Source organism: Colwellia ponticola, from assembly GCF_005885605.1.
Classification (GTDB): Bacteria; Pseudomonadota; Gammaproteobacteria; order Enterobacterales; family Alteromonadaceae; genus Colwellia; species Colwellia ponticola.
On record NZ_SZVP01000003.1, the window covers coordinates 225,153 to 251,898 of the forward strand.

19 protein-coding genes are annotated in these 26,746 nt (G+C 36.7%); 9 read left to right on the forward strand and 10 right to left on the reverse strand.

Features of this window, described 5'->3' with window-relative positions; all coding sequences use genetic code 11:
* Positions 1–18: 18 nt before the first annotated feature.
* The 6 genes from FCS21_RS05705 to FCS21_RS05730 all read right to left on the reverse strand — a co-directional run bounded on the left by FCS21_RS05705 (position 19) and on the right by FCS21_RS05730 (position 11,585).
* Complete coding sequence (locus FCS21_RS05705; protein WP_138621307.1) at positions 19–2,286, reverse strand: sensor domain-containing phosphodiesterase; 2,268 nt, start codon at positions 2,284–2,286, stop codon at positions 19–21.
* Between the two features lie 264 nt (positions 2,287–2,550).
* A complete protein-coding gene (locus FCS21_RS05710) occupies positions 2,551–3,177 on the reverse strand; it encodes a LysE family translocator (RefSeq protein WP_138621309.1) in 627 nt (208 codons plus the stop codon).
* A 200-nt stretch (positions 3,178–3,377) separates the two neighbouring features.
* A complete protein-coding gene (locus FCS21_RS05715) occupies positions 3,378–5,798 on the reverse strand; it encodes a phosphoketolase family protein (protein WP_138621311.1) in 2,421 nt (806 codons plus the stop codon).
* Positions 5,799–5,888: 90 nt separating this feature from the next.
* A complete protein-coding gene (locus FCS21_RS05720) occupies positions 5,889–7,364 on the reverse strand; it encodes a dicarboxylate/amino acid:cation symporter (RefSeq protein ID WP_138621312.1) in 1,476 nt (491 codons plus the stop codon).
* Positions 7,365–7,621: 257 nt separating this feature from the next.
* The gene (locus FCS21_RS05725; RefSeq protein ID WP_171035639.1) at positions 7,622–9,976 is read right to left on the reverse strand and encodes a putative bifunctional diguanylate cyclase/phosphodiesterase; all 2,355 of its coding nucleotides are present in this window, start codon (positions 9,974–9,976) and stop codon (positions 7,622–7,624) included.
* A 61-nt stretch (positions 9,977–10,037) separates the two neighbouring features.
* Positions 10,038–11,585 (reverse strand): methyl-accepting chemotaxis protein, encoded by a 1,548-nt coding sequence (locus tag FCS21_RS05730; protein ID WP_138621316.1) that lies wholly within the window; start codon positions 11,583–11,585, stop codon positions 10,038–10,040.
* Between the two features lie 455 nt (positions 11,586–12,040).
* Here FCS21_RS05730 and FCS21_RS05735 point away from each other — a divergent pair, with 455 nt between their 5' ends.
* Positions 12,041–13,021, forward strand: a complete 981-nt coding sequence (locus tag FCS21_RS05735) for an AraC family transcriptional regulator (RefSeq protein ID WP_138621318.1) — start codon at positions 12,041–12,043, stop codon at positions 13,019–13,021.
* A gap of 140 nt (positions 13,022–13,161) precedes the next feature.
* On the opposite strand, the gene FCS21_RS05740 is transcribed toward FCS21_RS05735, so the two are convergent.
* Together FCS21_RS05740 and FCS21_RS05745 are read right to left on the reverse strand one after the other, a co-directional pair.
* A complete protein-coding gene (locus FCS21_RS05740) occupies positions 13,162–13,740 on the reverse strand; it encodes a DNA-J related domain-containing protein (RefSeq protein ID WP_138621320.1) in 579 nt (192 codons plus the stop codon).
* Positions 13,741–13,864: 124 nt separating this feature from the next.
* Complete coding sequence (locus FCS21_RS05745; protein ID WP_138621322.1) at positions 13,865–14,371, reverse strand: helix-turn-helix transcriptional regulator; 507 nt, start codon at positions 14,369–14,371, stop codon at positions 13,865–13,867.
* A gap of 236 nt (positions 14,372–14,607) precedes the next feature.
* On the opposite strand from FCS21_RS05745, the gene FCS21_RS05750 reads away from it, so the two are divergent.
* From FCS21_RS05750 to FCS21_RS05785, 8 genes are all read left to right on the forward strand, one after another.
* Positions 14,608–15,687 carry an efflux RND transporter periplasmic adaptor subunit gene (locus tag FCS21_RS05750; RefSeq protein ID WP_246047044.1) on the forward strand — a complete coding sequence of 360 codons (1,080 nt, stop codon included), beginning with the start codon at positions 14,608–14,610 and terminating at the stop codon, positions 15,685–15,687.
* Entirely contained in the window at positions 15,687–18,761 is a 3,075-nt protein-coding gene (locus FCS21_RS05755; RefSeq protein WP_138621324.1) for an efflux RND transporter permease subunit, read from the forward strand. Before FCS21_RS05750 ends, FCS21_RS05755 begins: the two co-directional genes overlap by 1 nt.
* Positions 18,754–19,056: a DUF3240 family protein gene (locus tag FCS21_RS05760; RefSeq protein WP_118056111.1), complete on the forward strand. Its 303-nt coding sequence runs from the start codon at positions 18,754–18,756 to the stop codon at positions 19,054–19,056. The genes FCS21_RS05755 and FCS21_RS05760 overlap by 8 nt, the downstream gene beginning before the upstream one ends.
* A gap of 340 nt (positions 19,057–19,396) precedes the next feature.
* The gene (locus tag FCS21_RS05765) at positions 19,397–19,633 is read left to right on the forward strand and encodes a hypothetical protein (RefSeq protein ID WP_138621326.1); all 237 of its coding nucleotides are present in this window, start codon (positions 19,397–19,399) and stop codon (positions 19,631–19,633) included.
* Between the two features lie 348 nt (positions 19,634–19,981).
* Positions 19,982–21,082 carry a spermidine/putrescine ABC transporter ATP-binding protein PotA gene (gene potA / locus FCS21_RS05770; RefSeq protein WP_171035640.1) on the forward strand — a complete coding sequence of 367 codons (1,101 nt, stop codon included), beginning with the start codon at positions 19,982–19,984 and terminating at the stop codon, positions 21,080–21,082.
* Entirely contained in the window at positions 21,079–21,963 is an 885-nt protein-coding gene (gene potB, locus FCS21_RS05775) for a spermidine/putrescine ABC transporter permease PotB (protein WP_246047045.1), read from the forward strand. The genes potA and potB overlap by 4 nt, the downstream gene beginning before the upstream one ends.
* Positions 21,950–22,723 (forward strand): spermidine/putrescine ABC transporter permease PotC, encoded by a 774-nt coding sequence (gene potC / locus FCS21_RS05780; protein ID WP_138621331.1) that lies wholly within the window; start codon positions 21,950–21,952, stop codon positions 22,721–22,723. The genes potB and potC overlap by 14 nt, the downstream gene beginning before the upstream one ends.
* A complete protein-coding gene (locus FCS21_RS05785; RefSeq protein WP_246047047.1) occupies positions 22,713–23,759 on the forward strand; it encodes an extracellular solute-binding protein in 1,047 nt (348 codons plus the stop codon). The genes potC and FCS21_RS05785 overlap by 11 nt, the downstream gene beginning before the upstream one ends.
* Positions 23,760–23,821: 62 nt before the next feature.
* On the opposite strand, the gene FCS21_RS05790 is transcribed toward FCS21_RS05785, so the two are convergent.
* The gene (locus FCS21_RS05790; protein ID WP_138621333.1) at positions 23,822–24,508 is read right to left on the reverse strand and encodes a MaoC family dehydratase; all 687 of its coding nucleotides are present in this window, start codon (positions 24,506–24,508) and stop codon (positions 23,822–23,824) included.
* Between the two features lie 138 nt (positions 24,509–24,646).
* Positions 24,647–26,092 carry a 30S ribosomal protein S12 methylthiotransferase RimO gene (gene rimO, locus FCS21_RS05795; RefSeq protein ID WP_138621335.1) on the reverse strand — a complete coding sequence of 482 codons (1,446 nt, stop codon included), beginning with the start codon at positions 26,090–26,092 and terminating at the stop codon, positions 24,647–24,649.
* Positions 26,093–26,746 lie beyond the last annotated feature (654 nt).

The window sequence follows — 26,746 nt, forward strand, 5'->3', positions numbered from 1 at the left end:
ACAGCGTAATAGCCAATATTATGTTACATATAAAAATTTCTGTTCTGCTAGCCAAGTTAAAGCATATTGCTTTTTCTCGAAAAACCTTCTTTTATAATGACTATTTTCTGTATGTAACAATTCAAGCTGATTGGTGACTATGTCATCTTCAGGGATAATAAAAGCGGTTACATGCAAATTACGTTTAAGTAAGTTGCCAATACCATTTTTGATTATCTGTTGAAAACCAATAGTACCTAACGCCATTTTTGTCGTATCAATCAAAAAAGCCCAATGAAGTAAATTTTCTCTATCGAGCTCTTTATCGATATCATTAAAAAACTGCAATGCAATGGTACTATCCCAATTGCCCGAGGCAAAAACTTCAACAATATTACCCTTAAGTGAAATTTCATACTTGGGCTGACTATTAACAGGAAAGTTAGACGTTTGCTTAAGAAAATCTAAAATAAAACAAGCTTTAACCGGTTGAGAAAATAAATAGCCTTGTAATAACTCGCAACCATTTTTTAATAACCACTTGGCTTGCTCTTTTGTTTCAACCCCTTCGGCAACTAATTCAAGTCCCATCCCTTTGGCTAAACCAATGATAGATTTAGCAAGACATATATCTCTGTCATTGTGAGGTAAGCCATCAACAAACGACTTATCTATTTTTAATTTCGATACATTTAAGTTCCTCAAACGTGACAATGAGGAATATCCTGTACCAAAATCATCAATAGAGAGTTTAATACCAAGTGAGGTTATTGCATCAAGTTGCTTCATTAGCATTTTTGAGTCACCTGCGATTAACTCTTCTACTATTTCAAACTCCAATGATGAAAACGCTATTTGATATTTATTAACCGCGCTTTCAATTTGTTTAATCAGTGTTGGTGAAAATAATTGCTCGGAGGAAATATTAATTGAAATGCGGTGCAAATTAACTCCTTGCTCATTAAAATAACGAATGTCATGACAGGCCTGTTCTAAAACCACATCACCTATTTCTTTCATTAACCCTAACCGCTTAGCAATAGGTAAAAACACAAAAGGGGTTATTACCCCTTTTACTGGGTGCTCCCATCTAACTAAAGCTTCTAATGAAAAGCCATCGCGCAGGTAGTTTTCTCCTAAAATAGGTTGGTAATACGGCTTTATTTGCTTAGTTTTAAGTGCCGTTACCAGTTCATCTTCAAGCTTTATTGCCTCTTGCAGAGTTTTATCCCAATCTAAATCATAATAACAAATACTTCTAGGCTGTATTTTTTTCGCTTCTAGCATCGCAATTTCAGCTTTGCGTATGGGGTCAAAATCAAGCATATTTTTCAATCTATTCACGACACAGCCAATACCCGCATCAACGTGAATAATTTCATTGGTAGGAGTTTTAATTTTTAATGGAAAGGCACTCTCAAGTAATTTAATTAAGACGTTTAGCTCTTTTTTGCCCGCAAGGTTAGACTTGTTGGCGCTATCGAGGTTAGGTAGCCAAAGACCAAAAATATCTCCGCCAATTCGAGAGATATAAGCCGTTACCGTGTAAGTGATTTTTTCTAAGCTGCGAGCCACTGCGCATAACACGCTATTAGCAAATTCATGGCCAAACCTGTCATTTATACCGGTAAATCCATCAATACCGATTAAAACAATACCGCAATGATGATTGTCGGTTCTATTTTTGATAGCTCTATTAATTCTTTTTTGGAAGAACAGCCGGTTCTCTAAATTGGTTAACGGGTCAATTTGCTCCATAAACAGCAGTTCTTGTCTTTCTGTTAGCCACTTATCTTGAGCGTAATACAGTGAAATAGCGTCTGCTGTTGAAGCCACATAAGAAATTTCCGCCATGTCCCATTCTCGGCAAGTCAGCGTCTGCTCGATACAAAGCACTCCTGATAATTGCCCGTTACTAAACAAGGGAGCATCAAGCATTGACTTGATGTTTAACGGCTTTAAATAAGAGGCTAAGAACTCATTCATTCTTAGATCTTGTTGAACATCACAGGCGCTTATAATCCGATTATTTTTTAAAACATTGAAATAATTTGGACAATCATATTCATGAATCACTGCGCCAGTTTCGAATGATTTATCACTTTGCAGGTAAAGTAACTGACAAACAATACGCTTTTTATCTTCTGAAAAGAACCAGAGGCTAACTCGAGAGGTATTAAGTAAATTACAGCATGTTTCTAGTAACTTTCTTATTTTAAAATCAATAGCTGACTTAAGGAAATCTTCTTGGCTATTAAGACTTGTTAATGAAGATTGAAACTGTAAGTATTTATCTACTAAAGTCATATAATTTACTAATATTAAAGGCCTGTAACATTTATTATAGCGAAGTCATTAAAAATATTGAAGCAAGCTTTTCAGTAAAGGTTAATTATTATAAACTCGTTGTTTTATCTACGTAATACTGGACTACTATCATTAACTGAAGAGACCATATTTCATGAAAAGTAACATAGCAATATTGCCAACCTAGTTATTGGCTGAGAGCCTCTACACAATTTATCACAGGTACTGAGGCTATTAAATTTATATCTTTTGTACCATCTTATGCTAACGACCGACAGAAGCCATTTTTATACCCGCAAATATTAGCATAGCGCCAGCCGAACGATTAATCACTTTTATCACTTGTGGTTTAATAAACTTTCCTCTTGATTTAGAGCCTAAATAGCCATAAAGCGAATAACAAAAAAAATCGAGTACAATTGCCATTAAACATAAAATAATCAGTTGAGGGATGATGGGGTTACTAATATCAATAAACTGAGGTAATAAAGCTGAAAAATATAGCAGTGCTTTAGGATTCGATATTTCTAACACAAAACCTTTGAAAAATATTTTATAAGCATTAATTTCTGTTTTTTTATCGGTAATCACACTAAGAGGGCCTGATTGACCAAAAATAGCGCTTAAGCCTAAATACAATAAGTAAGCAACACCGATCCATTTGATAATAGAAAATAAGGTATACGAAGCTAAAATAAGCGTCACAATACCCGTCGCAGACAATATAAAAAATACCACATTCGCCGTAGCAATACCTAAGATAACGAATGTCGATTTTTTAAAACCATTCGATGCAGCTTCTGCTGTTACAGCAATGGCGGCCGGACCAGGTGAAAGAAATACCACCAATGTAGTGATGAGAAAAAGTATCAGTGTTTCTACAGGGATCACAATGTATCCTTAATTAGGGTTATGAAATAACGATTCATTGGTTATTTCGTTTGTTATTGACGCCGTTAAAAGACGATTAATTTTCCTTGAACTATCTAAATATCTTACCTGCACACTTACTGACCTATACAGGTAACTCTAGTCACATGTGTAGGTCAGTAAGTGTGCAAATAAAAGTGCAAAGTAAGCTAGTCCATTAACTAGTCATATGGCCATACCCAGTCATTAACTTCTGGCATATCAACACCATGTTCATGGGCATATTGACAACACGCTATTTGATTATCTCGAAATAACTGTTTGGCATGAGCGCCCGCCACTTTCAGTTTAGGTACACGGTTAATCACATCGATAGCTAAGCTAAAACGGTCAATTTTATTGACGATTGCTAACTCAAGCGGTGTATTTATATTGCCCTTCTCTATATAGCCACGCACATGTAAGTTTTTATGATTGTTTCTTCTGTAAGCCAAGCGATGAATCAACCAAGGATAACCATGGAAGTTAAAAATTACCGGTTTGTCTAAGGTAAATAAACTATCAAAATCATTATCAGACAAGCCATGTGGGTGCTCAGACTCAGGTGTTAAACGAAATAAATCAACAACATTAATAAAGCGAATTTTTAATGTTGGAAAATACTCTCTCAGTAAGGCGGTTGCCGCTAGCGCTTCTTTGGTGGGAATATCACCACAGCCAACCATAACAACATCAGGCTCTTGACCTTTGTCATTACTTGCCCAATCCCATATACCTAAGCCTTTGGTGCAATGTTTAATCGCACTATCCATATCAAGGTATTGCATATGGGCTTGTTTATCACAAACAATAACGTTGATATCATTTTCACTGCGCAAACAATGATCGGCAGTAGAGAGTAAACAGTTCACATCAGGTGGTAAGTAAATACGCGTTACTGCTGGATTTTTATTGACCACTAAGTCTAAAAACCCAGGGTCTTGATGAGTGAAGCCATTATGGTCTTGACGCCAAACCGTCGAAGTTATTAATAAATTAATTGATGCAATAGGGGCGCGCCACGACAAGGCTTCACTTATTGCTAACCATTTAGCATGCTGGTTAAACATAGAATCAATCACATGAACAAACGCTTCATAGGTGGCAAAAAAACCATGACGCCCTGTAAGCACATAACCTTCAAACCACCCTTCAAGGGTATGCTCTGATAACATTTCTAATACTCTGCCATCAGGGCTTAACTCACCACCATTAGCATCTTCAGGTAAATAATCAGCGAGCCATAACTTTTTACTTACTTCATAAATAGCATCAAGTTTATTAGAAGAGTTTTCATCGGGGCCAAACACGCGAAAGGTCGTGTTATTTAACTGCATAATATCGCGTAACATTTCACCTAACGGTTTAGTATTCATCGCCGTCATTTTAGCCGGTTGTTTAATGTGTGCGGCATAATGTTTAAAATCAGGCATACGTAAATTACGTTTTAATAAACCACCATTGGCATGAGGGTTAGCGCTCATTCGACGTAAACCTTTGGGGGCTAAGCTTTTTAACTCAGGCAACAGTTGACCATTGCTATCAAATAAGGTTTCTGGTTGATAACTTTTCAGCCATTGCTCAAGCATACTAAATTGTTTGCTGTCAGCGTGTACCGCTGATAAAGGCACTTGATGAGCACGCCAAAACCCTTCAACCTTATTGCCGTTCACTGTTTCAGGACCAGTCCAACCTTTAGGTGAGCGAAGAATAATCATTGGCCAAATGACTCGGCTAGCCTTGCCAGATGCGCGCGCTTGCTGCTGGTGAGCACGAATATCGTTAACACAGCTTTCCATCACCTGGGCCATTTTTTGATGCATTAATACAGGGTCACTACCTTCAACAAAATAAGGTTTCCAGCCATAGCCAATAAACAGCGCTTCAAGCTCTTCGTGCGGAATGCGTGATAATAATGTAGGGTTATTTATTTTATAACCATTGAGATGCAAAATAGGCAGTACAGCACCGTCTCTTATCGGGTTAAGAAACTTACTTGAATGCCATGATGTCGCTAACGGCCCTGTTTCTGCTTCACCATCGCCCACCGCAACCGTAACAATTAAATCTGGGTTATCAAAGGCGGCACCAAAAGCGTGTGATACGCTATAGCCTAACTCGCCACCTTCATGAATAGAGCCTGGTAATTCAGGCGTACAATGACTACCAATGCCACCTGGAAATGAAAATTGTTTGAAAAGTTGTTTCATCCCGAGTAAGTCTTGGCTAACATCAGGGTATATTTCAGAGTAGCTGCCTTCTAAGTAAACAGGCGCTAAAACCCCCGGAGCACCGTGACCCGGTCCTGCCAAAAATATCGCATTTAAATCAAACTTGTTAATAAGCCGATTCATATGAATATACATAAATGACAAGCCAGGACTTGATCCCCAGTGACCTAATAAGCGCTTTTTAATATGCTCTACTGCTAAAGGTTGTTGCAGTAACGGGTTGTCTTGTAAGTAAATCATCCCTGCGGCAAGGTAGTTACAAGCTCGCCAATAAGCGTGCAGTGAATTTAACTCAACCTCTGAAAGTGGCTGACTAGGTTGATGAGCTTTGTTAAACGCTTTTGCCTGGTTAACGGGATTAATTTTATTCATTTATCCGCCCTACTTAACTGTTTGGTGATCGGGTGACTTAATTGCCAAAGTCGTGATAAAAACTATGTTCTAAACCTTTAATATGACTGTTTAGGTTTTATTAATATTTTGCTCAGACGCGGGATTTTCTTCTTGAACTCTCTCTTGAGAGCCTTGGTGATTACTCGCTTGAGCTTCATTTTGATTAACCGCTGTATTATCTATTGATGAACTATCTATTGATGAACTATCTATTGATGAATTGCCTGTTGATGAATTACGGGTAATATATTGCACCGTGGTACAAGTCACCACATCCCCCAGTACGTTAACTGAGGTTCGACACATATCAAGTATACGGTCAACGCCCAAAATAAGGGCAATACCGGCAGCGGGTATACCAACACCTTCAAGCACCATACTTAGTATAATAATGCCAGCACCAGGCGTTGCTGGTGAACCAATTGATGCTGCGACCGACATAGTGACAATAAATACATAGCTAGTTAAGCTCAAATCTACATTGAACACTTGCGCCAGAAAAACCGTAGCTACGCCTTGATAAAGTGCGGTTCCCGTCATATTTATTGTTGCGCCTAACGGCACTAAAAAACGTGATATTTCAGGCTTTATTGCTAGCTTATCTTCAACAACTTGCAAGGTCATTGGCATAACGGCAGCCGAACTACTGGTAGAGAAAGCTAATAAAAGTAACTCTCGTACACTAGTAAAAAAATCTTTAAACTTATGCGTTAATGTTATTTTTGCTACTAAAAAATAACCAAGTGAAATGATCAGTAACCCTAACAATACGGTTGCCATGTAGATAGCCATACCGGTTAATACATTTAAACCAAGGTTAGCGACTAAGCGGGTAATTAAACCAAAAACAGCTAACGGAGCTAACAGCATAGCCCATGAAACAATGCGTAAGCTCACTTCTTGTAGTGCCGTTAATAAATCAAATAAGGGTTTAGATTGCTTGGCTGGAATCGCCAATAAAGCCATACCTAATACAGCTGAAAATAAAATAACTTGCAGCATTTCTCCTGAAGCCATCGAAGCTAATGGGTTTTTAGGAATTAACGCTGAAACTTTATTGGGAAATTCTGCGGCATCAGGGAATCCTTTAGCAACCATGTCAACAACTGGCGCAATATTGTGATCCATTAACGCGCTGGCATCAACAAAGTTACCTGGTTGTATATTAAGCGCTAATAATATTCCTACCGCGGCGGCTACTGCTGTTGATATAAAGATGAAAATAACAGCGATCATACCGTTCTTTTTCATCGCTACTGGGTTGTTGTTAGCGGCTAAGCCCAGCACAATTGAAGCAATAACTAACGGCACCACAATCATTTGAATCACGGCTAAAAACACTTGTCCAGGCAAAGCAAGCCAAGCGGTTATTAGCCTCACTGATCCTTCTGAAACCCACCCTAAATCAGGCCCTAAGATAACGCCTGAAATAATTCCTAACCCTAGCGCTATCAAAACTTTAAGCCAGAGTTTACCGCTAATTAATTGGTCAAATTGATCAACTAAATTCTTTAATGGGCTGAAAAAAAACTGTTTTTTAACCATTATAATCCTTCATCTTAAGTGCTCCTGATGTTGCCCATTTTTTAATGGAATCGAGCAGCTAATCTCTTACCCCATACTTAACAAATATCGCAACAATAGTATAGGGAAAGCACTTTATAGTTGATAAAATGTTGATGAAGTCGACTTTTACGCTCAGACTATTACCGCTAGCTATCAAGGCGAGTAACATATAAACAATAAAAAATAGTCCCTTTACGTTGAGTTAAGTCGCTTAACTTGTTTACATTACTTATTTTTTAGCAAGGATTACTATTGCAATACACTGACAGCAAATCAATAATTTTATCTGCTGTCAGTGGTCTACTCAAATAATATCCTTGGGCAATATCGCACTGCAGTGACTTTAAATAGTCCAATTGCTCTTCAGACTCAATACCTTCAGCGGTCACATGAAAATCAAGCGAGTGAGCCAGTAATATTACCGCTTTAACAATTGAAGTATGGGTTTTATTTTTATTAATTTCGTCAACAAATGAGCGATCAATTTTAATTGCATTAATGGGATAATCTTTTATGTAGCTCAACGAAGCATAGCCTGTACCAAAATCATCAAGCGCTATAGCGATATCAGCATCCCTCATATTGTATAAGGTTTTTTTAAGATCTTTTGTGCCTTCAAGTAATACCCCTTCGGTAATTTCAATTTCTAATGCTTGCCCCGGTAAATCATACTGAGTCAATGCTTGTTGTATTAATTGAAAAAGCAGCGGGTCAGTAAACTGTACTGGCGATATATTAACCGCGACTTGTAAAGGCTTTTGCGTTAAATCACGCCATTGTTTAATCATTTTCAAAGCATTATCTAAAACAAACATCCCCACCTCATTAATCAGGCCTATTTGTTCTAATATTGGAATAAAATCATCTGGACCTATTCCTATAAAATCTGCATTATCCCAGCGAATTAACGCTTCAAAGCCAACCACAGTATTAGACTTCATTTCATATTTAGGTTGGTAAACAACGTGAAATTCGTTTCTTTGAAGGCTACCTTTTAGAGCGTCTTCCATTGAAGATTGTCTGTTCAGTGTATCCTTCATTGATTTTTCAAAAAATGAGAATGAATTTTTCCCCAGTTTTTTAGAGGCGTACATAGATAAATCAGCGCTGACGAGCAACTCTTCGACATTATCACCATCATCAGGATAAATACTAATACCGATACTGGCAGAAACGAATACGGTATGTTGCCCTATAGACAATGGTCGTTTTAATACCTCTAATATTTTATCGGCAATTGTTATTAATGACGCCTTAGAGGAGAAGTTATCAATTAAAATAAAAAATTCATCACCACCAAAACGACCGACGGTATCATTATCACGCATGACACTTTTTAACCTATTCGCTGTTGATATTAAAATATGATCTCCGGCTTTATGTCCAAAAATATCATTGGCCTTTTTAAAATCATCAAGATCAATAAACATAATAGCCACCTTGGCCTGATTACGTTTAGCATGCTTAATAGCGGTAAAAAGTCTATCAAAAGACAATAACCTATTAGGTAGCTGAGTTAAAAAGTCATAATTTGCTTGATGTAATACCTTTGACTCTATCTGTTTTTGTTTTGTGACATCACGAATACTCGTGATGGCAACTTTATTATGATTTAATTCAGCTAAATTTAAACTAATTTCTACTTGAAATTCTTCACCTGATTTCTTTACCGCAAACAAGTCTCTCCCTTCGCCCATTTTTCTTGAGGAGGAATTTTCAAAAAAATGATTTACTTTGGCTTGATGATTAACAAACCTCTGTGGCATTAATTCACTGATATTCAAACCAATAAATTCATCTTTATCATAACCAAACATTTTTTCAGCGCTACTATTAACCTGGGTAATATTACTTTGATGATCGGTAATAATAATCGCATCTGGTGATGAGTCTAATAGTTGATTAGACCAGCTCAATGCAGCTAACACTCTATTTTTTTCTTTAATAGATTTTCTTTTAAACAGCCTAAAGAGCAATAGCTGCATTGATAATAAAAAGAGAAATAATAGGGTTGCTATTTTTTCAATATGACTAAAATTAGCCTTGGAAGCATCATTAAAAACTTTAGCTTTATTATGAGTAAACTCTGTTATTACCGCTATCTGACGCTGTAATTTAATTACCTGTTCATTACTTTGTTGTTCAACATATTGTAACCTTGCCTCATTATTATGCTGCTGCAAGGTTAACGTAAAGCTCAGCTCAATGACTTCTAACCAGTTAATAAGTTGCTGCTCAACATTGCTAATAGAATCTCGGTCACCTAAATAAAGTTTAGAAATAAGCCGAAACTCACTTAACACTTGACGTTCATACTGTTGTAATTTTGATCGAAGTATCTTTATTTTATCACTATCATCAACATACCTAAGATCATTAGTCATCTGCTGTATCATTTGAATATGAAGTTGGATGCTCAATGAAGCGGTTGATACTTTAAAAGGGGTTTGATACAAATGTTCAGTATCAATAACTATATTTTCAATATACTTCAATGATGTAGCTAATAATATTACCGCTAATAACACTGAGCTAGTATGGAGCCAAGAAATATTTCTTAACCTAATATTTTTTCTGGTGTTCTCTGTCATTGAAATATAATCCATTTTTAAAATCAATTGCTAATTGTTGACGTAATGCTTCAGGAAATCATTAGCCGTTAAATTGAGTAATTAAGTTTTGTTGATCAGCCAAACGCGTTAACAGTGTTTCACTTAAGCTCACCGCTTCCCTGCCATGATTTTCACTTTCTGCTGACATACCCGAGATAGAGCTAATGTTTTGATTTAACTGCTCAGCGACAACCGACTGCTCTTCTACCGCTATTGATATTTGAGTATTTATCTTTGCTAATGATGAAACCTCATCGGTCACTTGTCGCAGTGCCTGTCCTGTTTGCTCAGCCATTTCAACACAAGTGGCTGATAAAGCGATTCCTTTGGCCATCGAATCAATAGCAAAGTCAGACTCTGTTCTTAACTGAATAATAGACTTAGCAATTTCTTCTGTTGATTGCTGTGAGCGTAATGCCAACGCACGTACTTCTTCGGCAACCACAGCAAAGCCACGACCTTGCTCTCCAGCCCTTGCCGCTTCAATGGCTGCATTTAATGCTAGTAAGTTAGTTTGATCCGCAATACTACTAATTTCATTTAACACCGATTCAATGGAGCGAGTCCCGTCAATTAAACGATTAATTGCCGTATCTACCTCAACAAGCTGTTCAGATAATTGATTAATTGACGAGGTTGTATTTAATACTGACTTTTGCCCTTCATTACTGATATTGAGTCCATGCTGAGAGGCCTGTGCAGCTTGAGACACTACCTGTACGATTTCTTGTATTGTCGAAGACATTTGATGAATGGCTGTGGCAACTTGATGAGTTTCACCTTTTTGATTAGCCAAAATATTAGCAATATTGCTACCACGCTGTGCTGATTGAGTCGCTACTTTATTAATGGTGACAGAGTCATTGCTAACCCGGCCAACCACTGCTCTAATTTCAGCACTGCGCATTTTAAGCGCTAATAAAATATTTCCTACCTTGTCATTGTTGCCTGAATATAAATAGCTCATTAAAGGATTATTAAAAATGCTATTGGCTTCTTCGAGTACCGCTAAATATTGACGACGCCACCAATAAAACAATACGCTGCCCGCCACTGATAACATAGTGATGGGAAATAAAAGTACCATGTTGTTATCATCAGTTAATAAATTAACGACTGATAACAACGTTAAGATAAAAAGTATGCCTTGCACCCATAATGTTTTATCAGATTTTTCTTTGGTTGCCGCTGAAGATTGCTCATTTTTAAGCTGAGGATATATCTGGTTTGCTCTGTCTTTGACCTCTTGGTCAAGCACAGTTCTAACCGATTGATATTCAAAAACGTTGCCAGACTGGTCTCGTATCGGCGTGACAAAAGCATTTACCCAATAATAATCACCATTTTTACAATGATTCTTTACAGGGCCCATCCAAGAATCACCGTTTTTAATCGTTGACCATAGATCTTTAAAAGCCGCTTTGGGCATATCTGAATGACGAACTTTATTATGTGGGTTGTTAACTAATTCTTCGAGTGAATAACCGGCAATATCGCAAAAGCGCGTGTTAGCATATTTTATATGACTGTTTAAATCCGTAGTTGAAAGTAGAATTTCAGACGGTGAGAATAACTGCTCTTTGCTCATAGGTTCCCTTATATATTATTAATAAAACCTACCTAAACCAAAGAATAACTTTCCTATTGTTTTATCTAAGGATAAATAAGTATTTGTTGTTATGGTTAAAATAAAGGTTAAAGTGACATAGAAAAATAGTTGTCACAGGATAATAACAGCGGATTAAAGAATAAAACCATAGTAAAAGTATGGTTTTATTCTGCTTTGCGTTTTATGTACATTAAATTATGATTAGATAATGTTTAAATTACTGTTCTTATTGACAATTGACGACAAGTTATTAAAAGATTAAGTTAACTACACCCAATAAAAAGTAAGGTTGAAGCTCGCTTTACGATAAGTAATGGTCTTATTGGACGAGAAAAGAATTTAATTATCTCAATGAATAAGAAATTATGCGCAAAGCGTATATTAATAATAATTACGCCGCATAAGTAATAATTTAGGAGGTTTGAAAATAAGCTATGAATAAAGTCACTTATCAAAGCGTTGAAGATCACCTCAATGGATTAAAAGAGTTTGCTATACATGCCTTTCAACTACACCCAGGCAAGTTTTTATGTCACCAAAGAGAGATTAAATTACCCAAACTTGTCATTGGTGATCGGTTTGTTAGCACAGCGCTGCTCTATGATAGCAACTTACAACAAGACTACTTTTATATACTTATCCCTAGACAATATAAGGGAATATATGTAAATGGTAAGAAAACGCCTATAAACCAGTCAATCATCTTTATTAAAAATCAAGAGATGTTAGTTCGAGTACCCGATGAATTTTATGCTTTTTATATCATTATCACTACAGAAGAATTAACCAACTACTTTGGCAAAGACAACATAGCGCAATTAAAAAAGGTTATTTGGCAACAGAACTTTATCCAGAGCGCTTTTCATCAACCTGAATATAATCAAATACACTTGTGTTCATTAATAGAAAACCTACTAAACAAAAACAATAACTTAAGTTACCAAGGCGTACTTAATATCCAAGAGGCTATAATAGAATCACTTTATCGATTATTAATCATTGGTACCCCACTAAAAAACACTAAGGTGATTAATACACCATCAAAGCTTGTTATCGTAAACCGTGCCCTAAAACATATACATGAAAATAATGATTTCACCATGACAACACCAGAATTAGCTAAAGCAAGTTATTGTTGTGTTCGTAATTTAGAATATGCTTTTAAGTCAATACTAAACATCTCCCCCAAACAATATTTGATTAAAAGGCGATTACAGCTAGTTAATCAAGCTTTAACAGCGCAAAGTAGTACATCTATTACCGACATTATGCATACCTTTGGTATTATCAACCAAGGACGATTCGCTCAAGATTATTTCAAGTTTTATAGTGAATATCCCAATGAAACTCGTCGAAATAGCGTTAAAGGCAAAGCTCATAACGTAAAAGAAGTCAGTGTCGAATCAACTTATTAGTTGTTTTAATCAGTGTTAAAAATAATGTGACACAAAAGAGAATAAGTAGGTCAGTGTGTACTTACAACTTACGGGATTTAGCTATAGTGTAGCTAGGTACTATTAAATTGATAAAGCTTTTATGATAATTAATTTTATAGTTACAACCTGCTATGAAAGTAATGCTTTAGTATTTCATAGGCTGTTCGAATATCGATAAAGGCATCTGCACAACCGCCTCTATCAGGATGATTAACAAAAATTTTCTTTTGATAAGCCTGACGTACTTCAAACCACTCAACATTATAAGCAAGCCCTAACGTCTTTAACGCTTCTTCAACTTTCGCTAGCGCACTGTAACCTTGCCAAAAACGACTAAAGAGCGCGTCAATCTCCTCAGTAGTAATATCACTCAAATTAGACCAATCCAAATAGTAATTAGCCAAGTCATTATCGCGCATGCTCAACGCAGTTTTAGCCTTAACAGCACCGCTATGTAGACTAATTGCTAATGCTGAAATACTGAGAGTATAGCCCTGTTCTTGCATATCACGCTGAATTTGATAAAGCGCGTTCATTACAAAAAAATTCTTTTGGAAAATAACTAGCTGAGGTTCGATATTGTTAGGAATAAGGGCAAGTAAATCGTGCTGACAAAGGTTAACCAAATCAATAAGCGAACATGAAGTGTTTTGCTCTCTTAAATATCTCAATATCGCAATAATTAAAGGATTGGTCACTTAGCTGCAACTCGTTTTGTAAGGTAGGACTGGCGAGTATAATGGTAAAAATAGCATCATGTTAGGACTCTTAATAAATACGGCCATGATAAATAGGTTCCTAATAAAACCTAATAAACAAAGCTTAACATGAAGCCATCGGCTGAATAAAATCTTCAAAAAACCAGGCGGCGAACTCGTGCCTTCCTCCTACATTAGCTTTACTGTAAATAACGGATGCCTGTTGTCTCACTGTTTTTTCTTTAGTGTCCCTTACACTACTTATTTCTTTAAAACTAAGCCCTTTTAATAGAAACATTGCCACAGCTTGCTCGCTTGGTGTCAGTGACCAACGTTCAAACTGAGTATGAATAACGGCACTATATTCATGGCGAGCATTTTTCATTTCTTCTGTAATATTATTTAATTTATCATCTGAAACCATTAACTCTTTTTTCAAATTAACAATATCTAATGTACGCGCTTTCATCTCTTCAATCAAAAATATGACACCAAAAGCTGATACAAGCACAATGATACTTTCAGAGATTATATGCCAGCGAGGAGCTCCCAACGTTATATCAGTGAGTACATCAAAAAAATTCAACACCATTATAATTAACAAAATGATAGTAATAACACTATTTTTCACAAAAAACCTCATCATCTAATAATAAAAAATAAAGTCTTAATTAATAAAGACTTAAAAAATCAATGGACATATGTACTATACGATAAAAAAAACAAAAGTATAGCTAAGAACCAGCTTATGCCTAATGATTCAACGCAAAAAAAAGTCATACTGATATTCATCAAACTTACTAATGATTAAACTTACTAATGAATTACTTATTACCGTATGACATTACTCACATGGTGTTCTATTTTATGACAAACATAGCAAGTCATTTTAACCGTCAATTTATACTCTTTTCGCTATCAATTATTGCGCTACTTCAAACATCGATGGCATTTTCTTTTGCTCCAATAGACAACATAGCACTATCAACACTAGGGGGGTTTGATGCTAAGTTTTCAACGATAGAAAAAGTTAATTCTATTGAAGGCCAACAGGCGATCGGTGAAGTTAACATTAAGTCAGGTGAAAATTATTCTATAAACTTACCCTTTAATGTACAACGTATCCATTACCATGTAAAAAATGGTAGCTTAATAAAAAAAGGCGCGACTGTCGCTTCGGTAGAGGGCTATGAAGTCGCACATTTTTTTGAAGAGTATACCTTAGCTAAAAAACTATTAGCGGTATCAGAAAATAATTTTCAAGCGAATAAAAAATACGCTGAAAATAACATCATCAAAAACGCTGAATGGGTAGCCATCACCAAAACCTATTTTGAAGCCAAGTTAAACTTTGAGCACCTTCATCATCAAATGACTTTTTTACATCAAGATGAAAATGGTCAGGTTACCCTAATCAGCCCTAAAGCTGGCATAGTAAAAACCAGCATGTATTCAAGTAACAGACTCCTAGGGATGCCTGCCTTTGACCTAATAGATCCCAGCGCTATTCAAGTAAAAATATCATTACCAACTCTTAATATTTCGTCATTATCTCACTTACAAGTAAGCGCTAATTGCCAGTTAACCATTAACAGTGTGGAAGATATTGTTAGCAAATATCACCAAACATTATGGGCATCCCCTAGTAAAGGTAGTGAATGTAAGTTAACCCTTGGTGAAATTATTACCGTGACTCCTATACAAAAATTTAACGGTTACAGCGTCAATAAATCGGCTATCTTTGAATTTGAAAATAACAACTACCTCGCCATTAAATCAGACAAAGACTTAGCCATCATCAACGTCAACTTATTAGGCGAAAAATACGACCATTATTATTTTACTAGCACGCATCCCCTTAAAGATAAAAGTCTTGAAGGTGAAAAAGCGCTGACCAGCTCAGTGAGTATATTGCAGGGGCACTTGCTGAATTTAGGAGCAGAGTAATGCTAAATTTATTAATAAAGTTCTCGCTTACTCAGCGCTTATTCGTTTGTGTTTTTGTTGCCATAGCGATGATTACTGGTGGCAAAGCATGGCTCAATATACCTATTGATGCTTTCCCTGAAATATCACCTACGCAAGTTAAAATAGTCCTCAAACTACCGGGTATGAACGCCGTTGAAATTGAATCACAAGTAACTAGGATAATAGAAACTGAGTTACTTGGCATACCCGCACAAGAAATGCTGCGTTCAACGACAAAATATTCAATCACAGATATCACCATTGATTTTAAAAATGGCACCGACATTTACTGGGCAAGACAACAAGTCAATGAGCGATTGATGAATATAATGCCGTCTCTGCCAAGTAATATCAGTGGCGGCATGGCGCCAATGAGTACGCCACTAAGCGAAGTGTTTATGTTCACGGTTGATAACCCAACGTTATCACTGACAGAAAAACGCACCTTACTTGATTGGCATATTCGACCATTACTAAGAACCGTGCCCGGCGTTGCTGATGTTAATAGCTTAGGTGGCTTTGTTAAAACCTATCAAATAGTGCCTAATATTTTATTTATGCAGCAATATAATATTTCATTTAATGATATTGAAACGTCCATTGCTTTGTTAAATCAAAATGGTGGTATTGGGCGTCTAATAAAAGGCAATGATGCGTTAATACTCAGAACTGAAGGTAAGTTTTCAGATATAAATGACATAAAATCAATGGTGATAAAAACAGCCAATAACAAGGTTATTCGCCTTAGCGATATTGCCACCATTTCCGAAGGTGCATTAACGCGTTATGGCGCGGTCACTAAAAATGGTAATGAAGCCACTCAAGGCTTAATTATTGCCTTAAAGAACAGTAATACCGCACAAGTCATCACCCAGGTAAAAAGTAAACTCAATGACATAGAGGCCTCGCTACCTAAAGGTACTAAAATTAATGTTTTTTATGACCGATCTACCCTAATAGATACGGCAATAAACACAATAACCAACGCATTAGCGCAAGCGGTAATATTGGTCATAATACTGCTGGCTATATTTTTAGGTGACATTCGATCCTCACTGGTTGTCTCTCTTTCACTGCCCATGGCAGCGTTAGTGACTTTTATTTTAATGAAACAATTTGAGCTATCAGCAAATTTAATGAGCTTGGGTGGCTTAGTTATCGCCATTGGTATGTTAGTAGACTCTTCCGTGGTTATTGTGGAAAATATCGTCAATCGATTATCTAATAATCAGCACTTACCTAGGTTGCATGTTATTTTTCGTGCCTGTAAAGAAGTAGCGACGCCGGTATTTTCAGGCACCATTATCATTATTATTGTTTTTTCTCCTTTACTCATGCTATCAGGTTTAGAGGGGAAGCTATTTAAACCGGTAGCGCTTACCATTGTTTTTGCCATGATCAGCGCGCTACTGTTATCTCTAACTATTATCCCGGTATTGGCCTCTTTATTATTAAAAGACGGCCCAGTAACCCAGCCTAAACTAGTGACTGCCCTGCAACATTTTTATGTAAAGACACTCGCAAATGTTATTAATAAACCGCTCATTATCACCCTATTGTCGTTAAGTATATTTATTGTTAGCATTTTTCTTTTTCAAGGATTAGGAAAAAGCTTTATGCCAACATTAGATGAGGGAGACATCATTGTACAACTGGAAAAATCCCCCAGTATTTCATTAGCTGCCTCGGTCGATATCGATAAACAGATTGAAAAAGCACTGTTAGCAAACATCCCTGAAATAGTACAAATTGTTGCCCGTACGGGTTCAGACGAGCTGGGCTTAGATCCTATGGGGCTAAATGAAACCGATATCTTTATGGAGCTCGCACCTAAAGCGCAGTGGCGGTTTGCGACAAAAGCACAGCTAATTGAAAATATACGAGCAACGCTTAAAAGTTATCCCGGTATGACAGTAGGATTTACCCAGCCAATTCAAATGCGCGTTTCAGAAATGTTAACCGGCGGTACCGGCGACATTTCAATAAAGGTATTTGGTAACGATATGCATACGCTCGCTGCGATAGCAGAAAAAATAGCGGGCTTATCACAAGCAATTTCTGGCGCGTCAGATGTAAAAATGGCCTTAATTGAAGGGGGTAAATATGTAAACATCAAACTTATTCCTGAAGTGGCTAGTCAATTTAACTTATCAACACAAGCGTTAAGTGATTATTTAAAATCTCAGCTTGAGGGGCTACAAATATCGTCACTCCTTGAAGGTAATCGTATTGTGCCTATCGTTTTTAATGGCAGCAAAGACACCGTCACTCATCAAGGGCAACTCTCCTCTATTGAAGCACTTAAACAACAATTGATACTTATGCCTAATAATATTTTAGTGCCTTTAGCACAAATAGCGCAGATTAGTTTTAAGACGGGTCCGTTACTTATTGAACGAGAGAAAGGCAATAGATTTGCCTCGGTCAGTGTCAATATTACTAACCGAGACGTAGTAAGTTACGTTAATGAATTAGAAAGCAAAATTTATAATACAATTGAGCTGCCTACCGGCTACAGTTTATCTTTTGGTGGTGAATTTGAAAGCCAACAACGGGCAACAAACAACTTATTACTGTTGATCCCTGTAGCTTTAATCTTAATTTTTATTATTTTATTTACCACGTTTAATTCTGTCGCTAAATCGACCTTGATTATTGCCAACATCCCTTTCGCGTTAATGGGCGGCATCATTTCTTTATATATCAGTCAAGAATACTTATCTGTGCCTGCATCCGTTGGTTTTATCGCGCTGCTTGGCATAGCAGTATTAAATGGCATTGTGATGGTGAGCTATTTTGAACAAACCAAATTCTTAGCGAACCAGTTAACAACAAGGATCATTGAAGGCGCTAGTCGTCGGCTTAGACCCGTGTTAATGACGGCGACCACTGCTATGTTTGGCTTAATGCCACTTGTTTTTGCCACAGGTCCAGGGGCTGAAATTCAAAGACCGCTAGCAATAGTAGTAATAGGCGGACTCATAACATCAACTATTACTACTTTATATTTGTTACCTATTTTTTACTGCTGGCTGGAGAAAAGACATGCCTGATCAAGTGATATTCACCGTCAATGTACCTACTGAGTTAAAAGATGAGGTAGTCGATACCTTAATGGCCTTACCCAATATTACTGGTTTTAATTTAAAAACTATTCATGGCTATAGCAAAGAACACAGTTTGTTTGATGTTGCTGAACAGGTTGAAGGGTATCGGGCATATTTTCAATTTGAAGTGCTGATCTTCGCCATCGATATTGACAAGTTAACAGCAAGCTTAACCAATGTTTGCCATCATACTAAATTAAAATATTGGCTTACCCCTGTTTTAGCGAGTGGCCATATTTGATAGTGTCGCTGTCAAGAACGCTTGATAGTGAGGTCAATACCAGTAAACGTGGCGTTAGATAGTAGCAATTCACACAAGGCATGATGTGTAACGATGGCAATTATTTCTCTATAACGCATGCTATAGCGCCTAAAGAAGACTTCCCTGATGATGCTATGGTTATGGTTATGGTTTAGTCTAATCGCCCAAAAAACAACTTAGATGCTATGTAAAATATTACTACCCATCAAAACAGAGTGAAAAATATTTTATCGTTAAGCTAAAAATATTTTTCTTTTCTTATTGAGTAAAAAGATAGATTATTGAATTTTAAAAGTGATTATCTTTTGGTAACGGAACAATGACCATTAATTTTAATTATGAAGTACCCTCAAACGACGTTGACTTTGATAACGAAGAATATTCAAACGAGTTTAATCATATTACTGAGGTTAACTTAGCTGTAAATGAAAGTGCTAAAAAAAGCTCTAAACATACCAGTAAGCGTAACTTTTTGGCTAAAAAGAAAGTAACATACCTACAACAAGAACGAATATTTAGTAAGTTTGATGATGCTAATTATGATGACTGGGATTAATAATAAAAGCTAAGTCAATGCTAAAATAAGACTAACGCCTCGAATAATATCGAGGCAAATACCTTTACTGACCCCCTTTACTAAAACGAGCACTTAATAAGGCAACTTATGACTATTGCTAAGTCATATTTACTGTTTTTTAAATTCGCTCTATTCTATATAATAGGTACAACTAGCTTTATACTTACCTACAATATAGAGCGCACTCTATTGTAACCTTTATTTCAGCTAATCAAACCAGCCTAATTCGCTTTCTAGTTAGGCTCTTGTTTATTACCGTGGTTAAATGACTTAAAATTTACCCGCAACACTGTTTTTCCTATTAATTATAACAATGAGATAAGTCCATTGACCCAGTCTGCTTTTTTATCATTTAATAGCGTGTCAAAACGTTATCAAAATCAAGAAATATTACGTGAGTTTGACCTCACCATTAACGATGGTGAATTTTTTACCATTCTTGGTCCATCTGGTTGTGGCAAAACCACCATTCTTCGCTTAATCGCCGGATTTGAACAACCCGATCACGGCTGTGTGGTATTAGATGGGCAAGACATAGGCAACCTACCTGCAGAGCACAGACCCACTAATACAGTCTTTCAAAGTTATGCGTTGTTTCCCCATATGTCTATTTATGACAACATTGCTTTTGGTTTGAAAATGTCAGGTGTGGATAAAGCTGAGATAAAGCAACGGGTACATGAAGCATTATCTGTAGTGCAACTTGACGGCTTTGAAAACCGTAAACCACACCAGTTGTCTGGTGGTCAAAAACAACGTGTCGCCATTGCCAGAGCGATTATTAACCGCCCTAAAGTACTGTTGTTAGATGAGTCTTTAAGTGCGCTTGATTATAAATTACGTCAACAAATGCAAAACGAGCTTAAGCGTATTCAGCGACAATTAAATATTACTTTTGTTTATGTTACCCATGATCAAGAAGAAGCATTAACCATGTCTGATCGCGTTTTAGTGATCAATAATGGACAAGCTCAGCAGATAGGCACACCGCGTGAAATTTATGAATCACCGGTAAACTTATTTGTTGCCCGCTTTATTGGCGAAAGTAATATTTTTAAAGCTAAAATCACTCAATGTTTAGATAACTATCAATACATAGCTGAAATTTATGGCCTTCAATGGAAGATTACGGCAGATCACAAATTTGCAGTTGATGAACACGTTAATGTTATTTTACGCCCTGAAGATTTACGCGTGATGTATAGCGAAGATGCGCCGCAAGAACCTGGTTTTGTTGGTAAAATTATAGAACGAAATTATACGGGTAAAACATTAGACTCGGTTATTCAATTAGATAATGGCCACATCCTCGGGATTAGTGAATTTTTTAATGAAGACGATCCTGACTTTGATTACAATATTAATCAAAAAGTATGGGTTAACTGGGTACACGGTTGGGAACATGTAATAAAGGCCGACGAACGTTGAATATCTCTACTTTTTCATCACTGATCAACTTTCGTAGAGTGGTCATTACGTTAACCTTAAGCTGGTTAACGCTATTTGTATTATTACCCCACTTAATGGTGTTGCTCACCAGTATCTTGTCACCTGATAGCGAGCACTTAGTAGTATGGCCAATAACGCTAGATAACTATACTCGTATTTTTGAGCCGATATACGCTAACATTTTTTGGGATAGCTTACTGCTTTCTGGCACAACCACGGTTATCTGTTTACTGATAGGCTATCCTTTCGCCTATTTTTTATCCAACATGACGCCAACATTACGTGTTGTACTGCTGTTTTTAATGGTAGTGCCGTTTTGGACCAACAGTTTAATTAGAATATATGCCATTAAAATGATCATTGGTAAAAAAGGCATTATTAATAGCTTTTTGTTAACGACTAATATTATTGATACACCATTACAAATACTCTATACCGATTTTGCTGTTGTCATTGGCTTGGTCTATATCTTACTACCTTTTATGGTGCTGCCATTAATGGCTAGTTTTGACAAATTAGACAAAAACTTAATTGAAGTCGGCAGAGATTTAGGTGCTTCGGCAGTAAATCGTTTTATCCATATTATTTTACCATTAACCGCACCCGGTATTATTGCCGGTTCTTTGATGGTTTTTTTACCCGCAATGGGCATGTTTTATGTCGCCGATATTTTAGGTGGTGCAAAAACGTTATTATTAGGTAATGTCATTAAAAATCAATTTTTAGTGGTACGAGATTGGCCATTTGGCTCCGCCTTTAGCGTATTTTTAATTGTCCTTATGGCCGCATTATTAGCTATTTACCACAGAGCAAATAGTTATATTCAGCAAAAAGGAGGGCTAGACGATGAGAATCTTTAAACCTCTGTTTATTATTAGCGTATTTTTATATTTGTATTTGCCCATGGTGGTATTGATCACCAACTCATTTAATCAATCAAAATATGGCTACCATTGGAAAGCATTTTCATGGAAATGGTACGAAAAGCTTTGGCATAATACTGGCTTGATGGATGCGTTTGTTAATTCAATTACTATCGCGGTATTAACCGCGTTTATTGCCACCATACTAGGCACACTAATGGCTTTGGCTATTCATCGCTATAAATTTCGATTTAAAAATGTCGCGGGTAGTATGTTATTTATTTTAATGATGTCGCCCGATATTGTTTTAGCCATTACTTTTTTAATTATATTTATTGCTTTGGGTATTCAACTTGGCTTTTGGTCATTGTTAATTGCTCATATTACCTTTTGTTTGCCATTTGTGGTGATCACTGTCTATAGCCAGTTGAAAGGGTTCGATGAAAATATAATAGAAGCCGCGCAAGATCTAGGAGCCTCTGAAAGTAAAATATTTAGCGTAATTATCTTTCCTATGATTTTACCTGCTGTTTTAGCAGGCTGGTTATTAAGCTTCACCTTGTCACTTGATGATGTGATCATAAGCTCGTTTGTCAGCGGCCCAGGATTTGAAATATTACCAATACGGGTATTTTCAATGGTAAAAGTTGGCGTATCGCCGGAAGTTAACGCATTAGCAACTATACTGCTGGTTATATCATTAACCGCTATTACTGTAGTTTCATTACTTATTAAGAGGAAAAATAGTGACATTTAAAACCCTAACCAAAATAGCAACCGGAGTTTACTTATTATTCAGTGTTGCATTCTCAGCTGTCGCGGCTGAAAAAATAGTAATTTATAACTGGACAGAATACATTCCTGAAGGTGTATTAGCGCAATTTACCAAAGAAACGGGCATTGAGGTGGAATACAATACCTACGAAAGTAATGAAGTCATGTATTCCAAGTTGAAACTGCAAAATGGCAAAGGTTACGACATTATTGTGCCCTCAGCCTATTTTATTGCAAAAATGTCAAAAGAAGGTTTGTTATACCCTATTGATACTAAAAAACTCGCCAATTTTAGTTTGTTAGAGTCAACCTTATTAGATAAAGATTATGATCCCAAAAATAAGTACAGTGTGCCATACGTATGGGGCAGCACTGCTATAGGTATTAATAGCAACGACATTGATCGACAAAGTATTACTGCTTGGCAGGATCTTTGGGATAAAAAATGGCGTAATAGTTTATTATTAACTGATGATGTACGTGAAGTTTTTCATATGGCATTAAGAGTCAATGGTCACTCGACCAACTCGACCTCAGAAACTGAAATTAAGCAAGCTTATGAACTATTACTAAAATTGATGCCTAATGTCTTAGTTTTTAATTCAGATGCACCAAGAGAGCCCTTTTTAGCCGGTGATGTTAGTTTGGGGATGATATGGAACGGTGAAGTTATCATGGCGCAAGAAGAAGACAGCGCTATTGAGTATATTTATCCAAAAGAAGGGGCGGCAATTTGGGTCGACAGTTTTGCTATACCTGTTGGCGCTAAAAATAAAGACAATGCCCATAAATTCATTGACTTTATGTTACGTCCTGAGGTTGCCAAACGTACAGTTGAATACCTAGGTTATGCAACACCTAATACCGCTGGTATCGCCCTGTTAGATGAAGCACTACGTAATAATAAAACTATTTTTCCACCTAAAGAGATTGTCGAACAAGGTGAGTTTTTTAGTGACGTAGGTGAAGCCAATAAACTATATAACAAGTATTGGGAAATGCTAAAAGCTGGTCAATAAGCTAGTTAAATAAAGAGAGATTAGGGATAAAGCTGTGCTTGTCGACGCCTTTATCCCTACGCTTAAAAATATATCCGTAATACCGTTTCAGCAACACAGGCTAAACGTTTACTGTTTTCAACTTCAATACTGACTTCGTTCACCAATTCAATACTGCGTTTCATCGGTACTAGTTTCACTAGTTTGATACTGGCTCTAACACGGGTGCCTGATTTAATCGGATAAGGAAAGCGCACCTGATTTAAACCAAAGTTAATAACCATTTTTGCTTCAGGGTAAGGGTTACTTTCTAAACTCACTGAGTTAGTTAATTTAGGAATGAGTGATAACGTTAAAAACCCGTGTGCTATGGTTGCTTTAAAAGGTGATTCTTTTGCGGCGCGTATAGGGTCGGTATGGATCCACTGTTTATCACCAGTGACTTCGGCAAATTGGTCAATGCACTCTTGCTCTACCGAATGCCACTCTCCGATAAAAGTCACGGTATCTAATTGTTCAAGCAAACTGTTATAGGTTTTTTCAGCCTCAGGGACTTGTATTAACACTTCCTCTGGCTTACTTTCTTCGACGTCAACAGGGCTAAATTGTGAGAACCACGGATTATTGAGCGTATTTTTAAAAGGCATACTGATTTTATGAGTAAACAAATCCGACAAGTTTTTAAATTTAGGCTCTAATTTAGCGATAAATTGATCATTTTGATGTTGTAAATTTCTTTTTTTTTCTCTAATAAACGCAATAACTTTCATACTGAAACCTTATAAACATTCTGCTAGCTAAAGATATAGCTTTTTACTCGTGAGGTTTAACTGGGGAAGATAATGTTAAGTAAGGTGTTAATTAGCGTTACAGCTAATTAACACCTTATAAAAGAGTCGCTAAACCTATTAATCTTCTACGCGAACGCCCCAAACATCATGCTCATCGGCATGAATAATTTGTACCCAAAGCTTGTCGCCTGGCTTAGCATCAAAATCATCTGATAAATACACTTTACCATCTACTTCTGGCGCATCCATGTAAGAGCGCCCAACAATACCAAGGTCGTTCACTTCATCCACAAGAATAAGATACTCTTGACCAATACGGGCTTGTAGTTTGTCGCTACTTATTTTCGCCTGTACCGCCATAAAACGTTGCAGTCTATCTTCCATCACCTCATCTGAAACATGATCAGGCAATGCGTTTGCAGTAGCGCCTTCAACGGGTGAATATTTAAAACAACCAACGCGGTCTAATTGTGCTTCTTCTAAAAAGTCTAATAGCTCTTCAAACTCTTCTTCTGTTTCACCGGGGAAACCAACAATAAACGTTGAACGAATAACTAGCTCAGGACAAATTTCACGCCATGCAGCAATGCGCTCTAATACCTTATCTGAGCTACCAGGACGTTTCATTAATTTTAAAATGCGTTTATTAGCATGCTGAAAAGGAATATCTAAATACGGTAGTATTTTACCTTGTGCCATCAATGGAATAATTTTATCTACGTGCGGATAAGGATAAACATAATGCAAACGGATCCAAACGCCCTGCTTAGCTAACTCTTCACATAACTGCTGCATATGTGTTTTAACGGGCATACCATCCCAAAAATCTGTTTTGTGTTTAACATCAACACCGTAAGCAGAAGTGTCTTGCGAGATAACCAATAACTCTTTAACGCCAGCATCAACTAAACGTTTAGCTTCACCTAACACATCACCAATAGGACGAGAGTCTAAATCGCCACGCATAGAAGGAATAATACAGAAGGTACAACGGTGGTTACACCCTTCTGATATTTTCAAATACGCATAATGCTTAGGCGTTAATTTAATACCCTGCGCTGGCACTAAATCAATAAACGGATTATGTACTGGTTTAGCGACATGCTTATGTACTTGCGTTAAGACTTCATCGTAAGCATGCGGGCCTGTAACACCTAACACATTAGGATGCAGTTCAATAATTTCGTCTTTTTTAACGCCTAAACAACCAGTAACAAGCACTTTGCCATTTGCCGCTAACGCTTCACCTATCGTATCAAGGGACTCTTGTACGGCTGAATCAATAAAACCACAGGTATTTACAATAACAAGTTCTGCATCATCGTAACTGTTAGTAACATCATAACCTTCAGTACGAAGTTGAGTAAGTATGCGCTCACTATCTACTAAGTTCTTTGGACAACCTAGACTGACGAAGCCTACCTTTGCAGCGCGATTTGCTTCTGGATGTGAGGTAACAACTTCTTGGTGTTGCTCTTCAATCATTTTAGAGGGAATGTCTAACGTGGTTGTTTGGCTTGCGGCTGAATTGCTTGTGCTTGGGTCGAATTGTTCTACGGTCATATGTGTCTCAACTTACTCTTATCGTGTAACTGGTGCTTTTTCTAATGAAGAGCAGCGTCATAAATGGTGGTTTTAACGCCTTTATTGCAAACTCAGGAGCTTTACTAAGGCGATTGTTTAATGCGTGAGATTATACAGGAATGTTGTTAAGGGTGGTAGTAAATGGAACAGGCCTGTTGTTCATTAGGTTTAAATCTAGAAATGGCACAAATCACTTAATCGAAAAGTAACTTGCGCTAATATGTAATCTTGACAGGTTGTTTTTATAGTAAGCAACAGCCTATTAAGAGTGCCTTTTCGCCTCTCTAACACTTTGCTATGCAGCTTTTATTCACAATTTTTTATTCGGTACTTTATTAAATACTTTATAGATAAGACTACTGGTGCTTTGGCTTGATTTTATAAGCAAATAACAATGTCGTAAATGATGATTTAACAGCCTTTATTGAAAATTAAATACGTTACTGAGGACAAGCGCTAACACTGTTTTACTGTTAAAGGTGATTCAACTGTCTGATTACTTTACAGACTTTGATAAACACAATTTTAAAAACACCTTAAGTATTTGAACTAAAAGACTTTATATTTACTGGCTCACTTTATGCTTAACCTTAAAAAATAAAAATAATTTACTATATTTAACAAAGTGTATTA

What these genes read in the sequence shown, in the direction of transcription:
- FCS21_RS05705 (WP_138621307.1), bottom strand. Translation starts at nt 2,286, where the DNA reads ATGACTTTAGTAGATAAATACTTACAGTTTCAATCTTCATTAACAAGT.
- FCS21_RS05715 (WP_138621311.1), bottom strand. Translation starts at nt 5,798, where the DNA reads ATGAATAAAATTAATCCCGTTAACCAGGCAAAAGCGTTTAACAAAGCT.
- FCS21_RS05720 (WP_138621312.1), bottom strand. Translation starts at nt 7,364, where the DNA reads ATGGTTAAAAAACAGTTTTTTTTCAGCCCATTAAAGAATTTAGTTGAT.
- FCS21_RS05725 (WP_171035639.1), bottom strand. Translation starts at nt 9,976, where the DNA reads ATGACAGAGAACACCAGAAAAAATATTAGGTTAAGAAATATTTCTTGG.
- FCS21_RS05730 (WP_138621316.1), bottom strand. Translation starts at nt 11,585, where the DNA reads ATGAGCAAAGAGCAGTTATTCTCACCGTCTGAAATTCTACTTTCAACT.
- FCS21_RS05735 (WP_138621318.1), top strand. Translation starts at nt 12,041, where the DNA reads ATGAATAAAGTCACTTATCAAAGCGTTGAAGATCACCTCAATGGATTA.
- FCS21_RS05750 (WP_246047044.1), top strand. Translation starts at nt 14,608, where the DNA reads ATGACAAACATAGCAAGTCATTTTAACCGTCAATTTATACTCTTTTCG.
- FCS21_RS05755 (WP_138621324.1), top strand. Translation starts at nt 15,687, where the DNA reads ATGCTAAATTTATTAATAAAGTTCTCGCTTACTCAGCGCTTATTCGTT.
- FCS21_RS05760 (WP_118056111.1), top strand. Translation starts at nt 18,754, where the DNA reads ATGCCTGATCAAGTGATATTCACCGTCAATGTACCTACTGAGTTAAAA.
- FCS21_RS05765 (WP_138621326.1), top strand. Translation starts at nt 19,397, where the DNA reads ATGACCATTAATTTTAATTATGAAGTACCCTCAAACGACGTTGACTTT.
- potC (WP_138621331.1), top strand. Translation starts at nt 21,950, where the DNA reads ATGAGAATCTTTAAACCTCTGTTTATTATTAGCGTATTTTTATATTTG.
- FCS21_RS05790 (WP_138621333.1), bottom strand. Translation starts at nt 24,508, where the DNA reads ATGAAAGTTATTGCGTTTATTAGAGAAAAAAAAAGAAATTTACAACAT.
- rimO (WP_138621335.1), bottom strand. Translation starts at nt 26,092, where the DNA reads ATGACCGTAGAACAATTCGACCCAAGCACAAGCAATTCAGCCGCAAGC.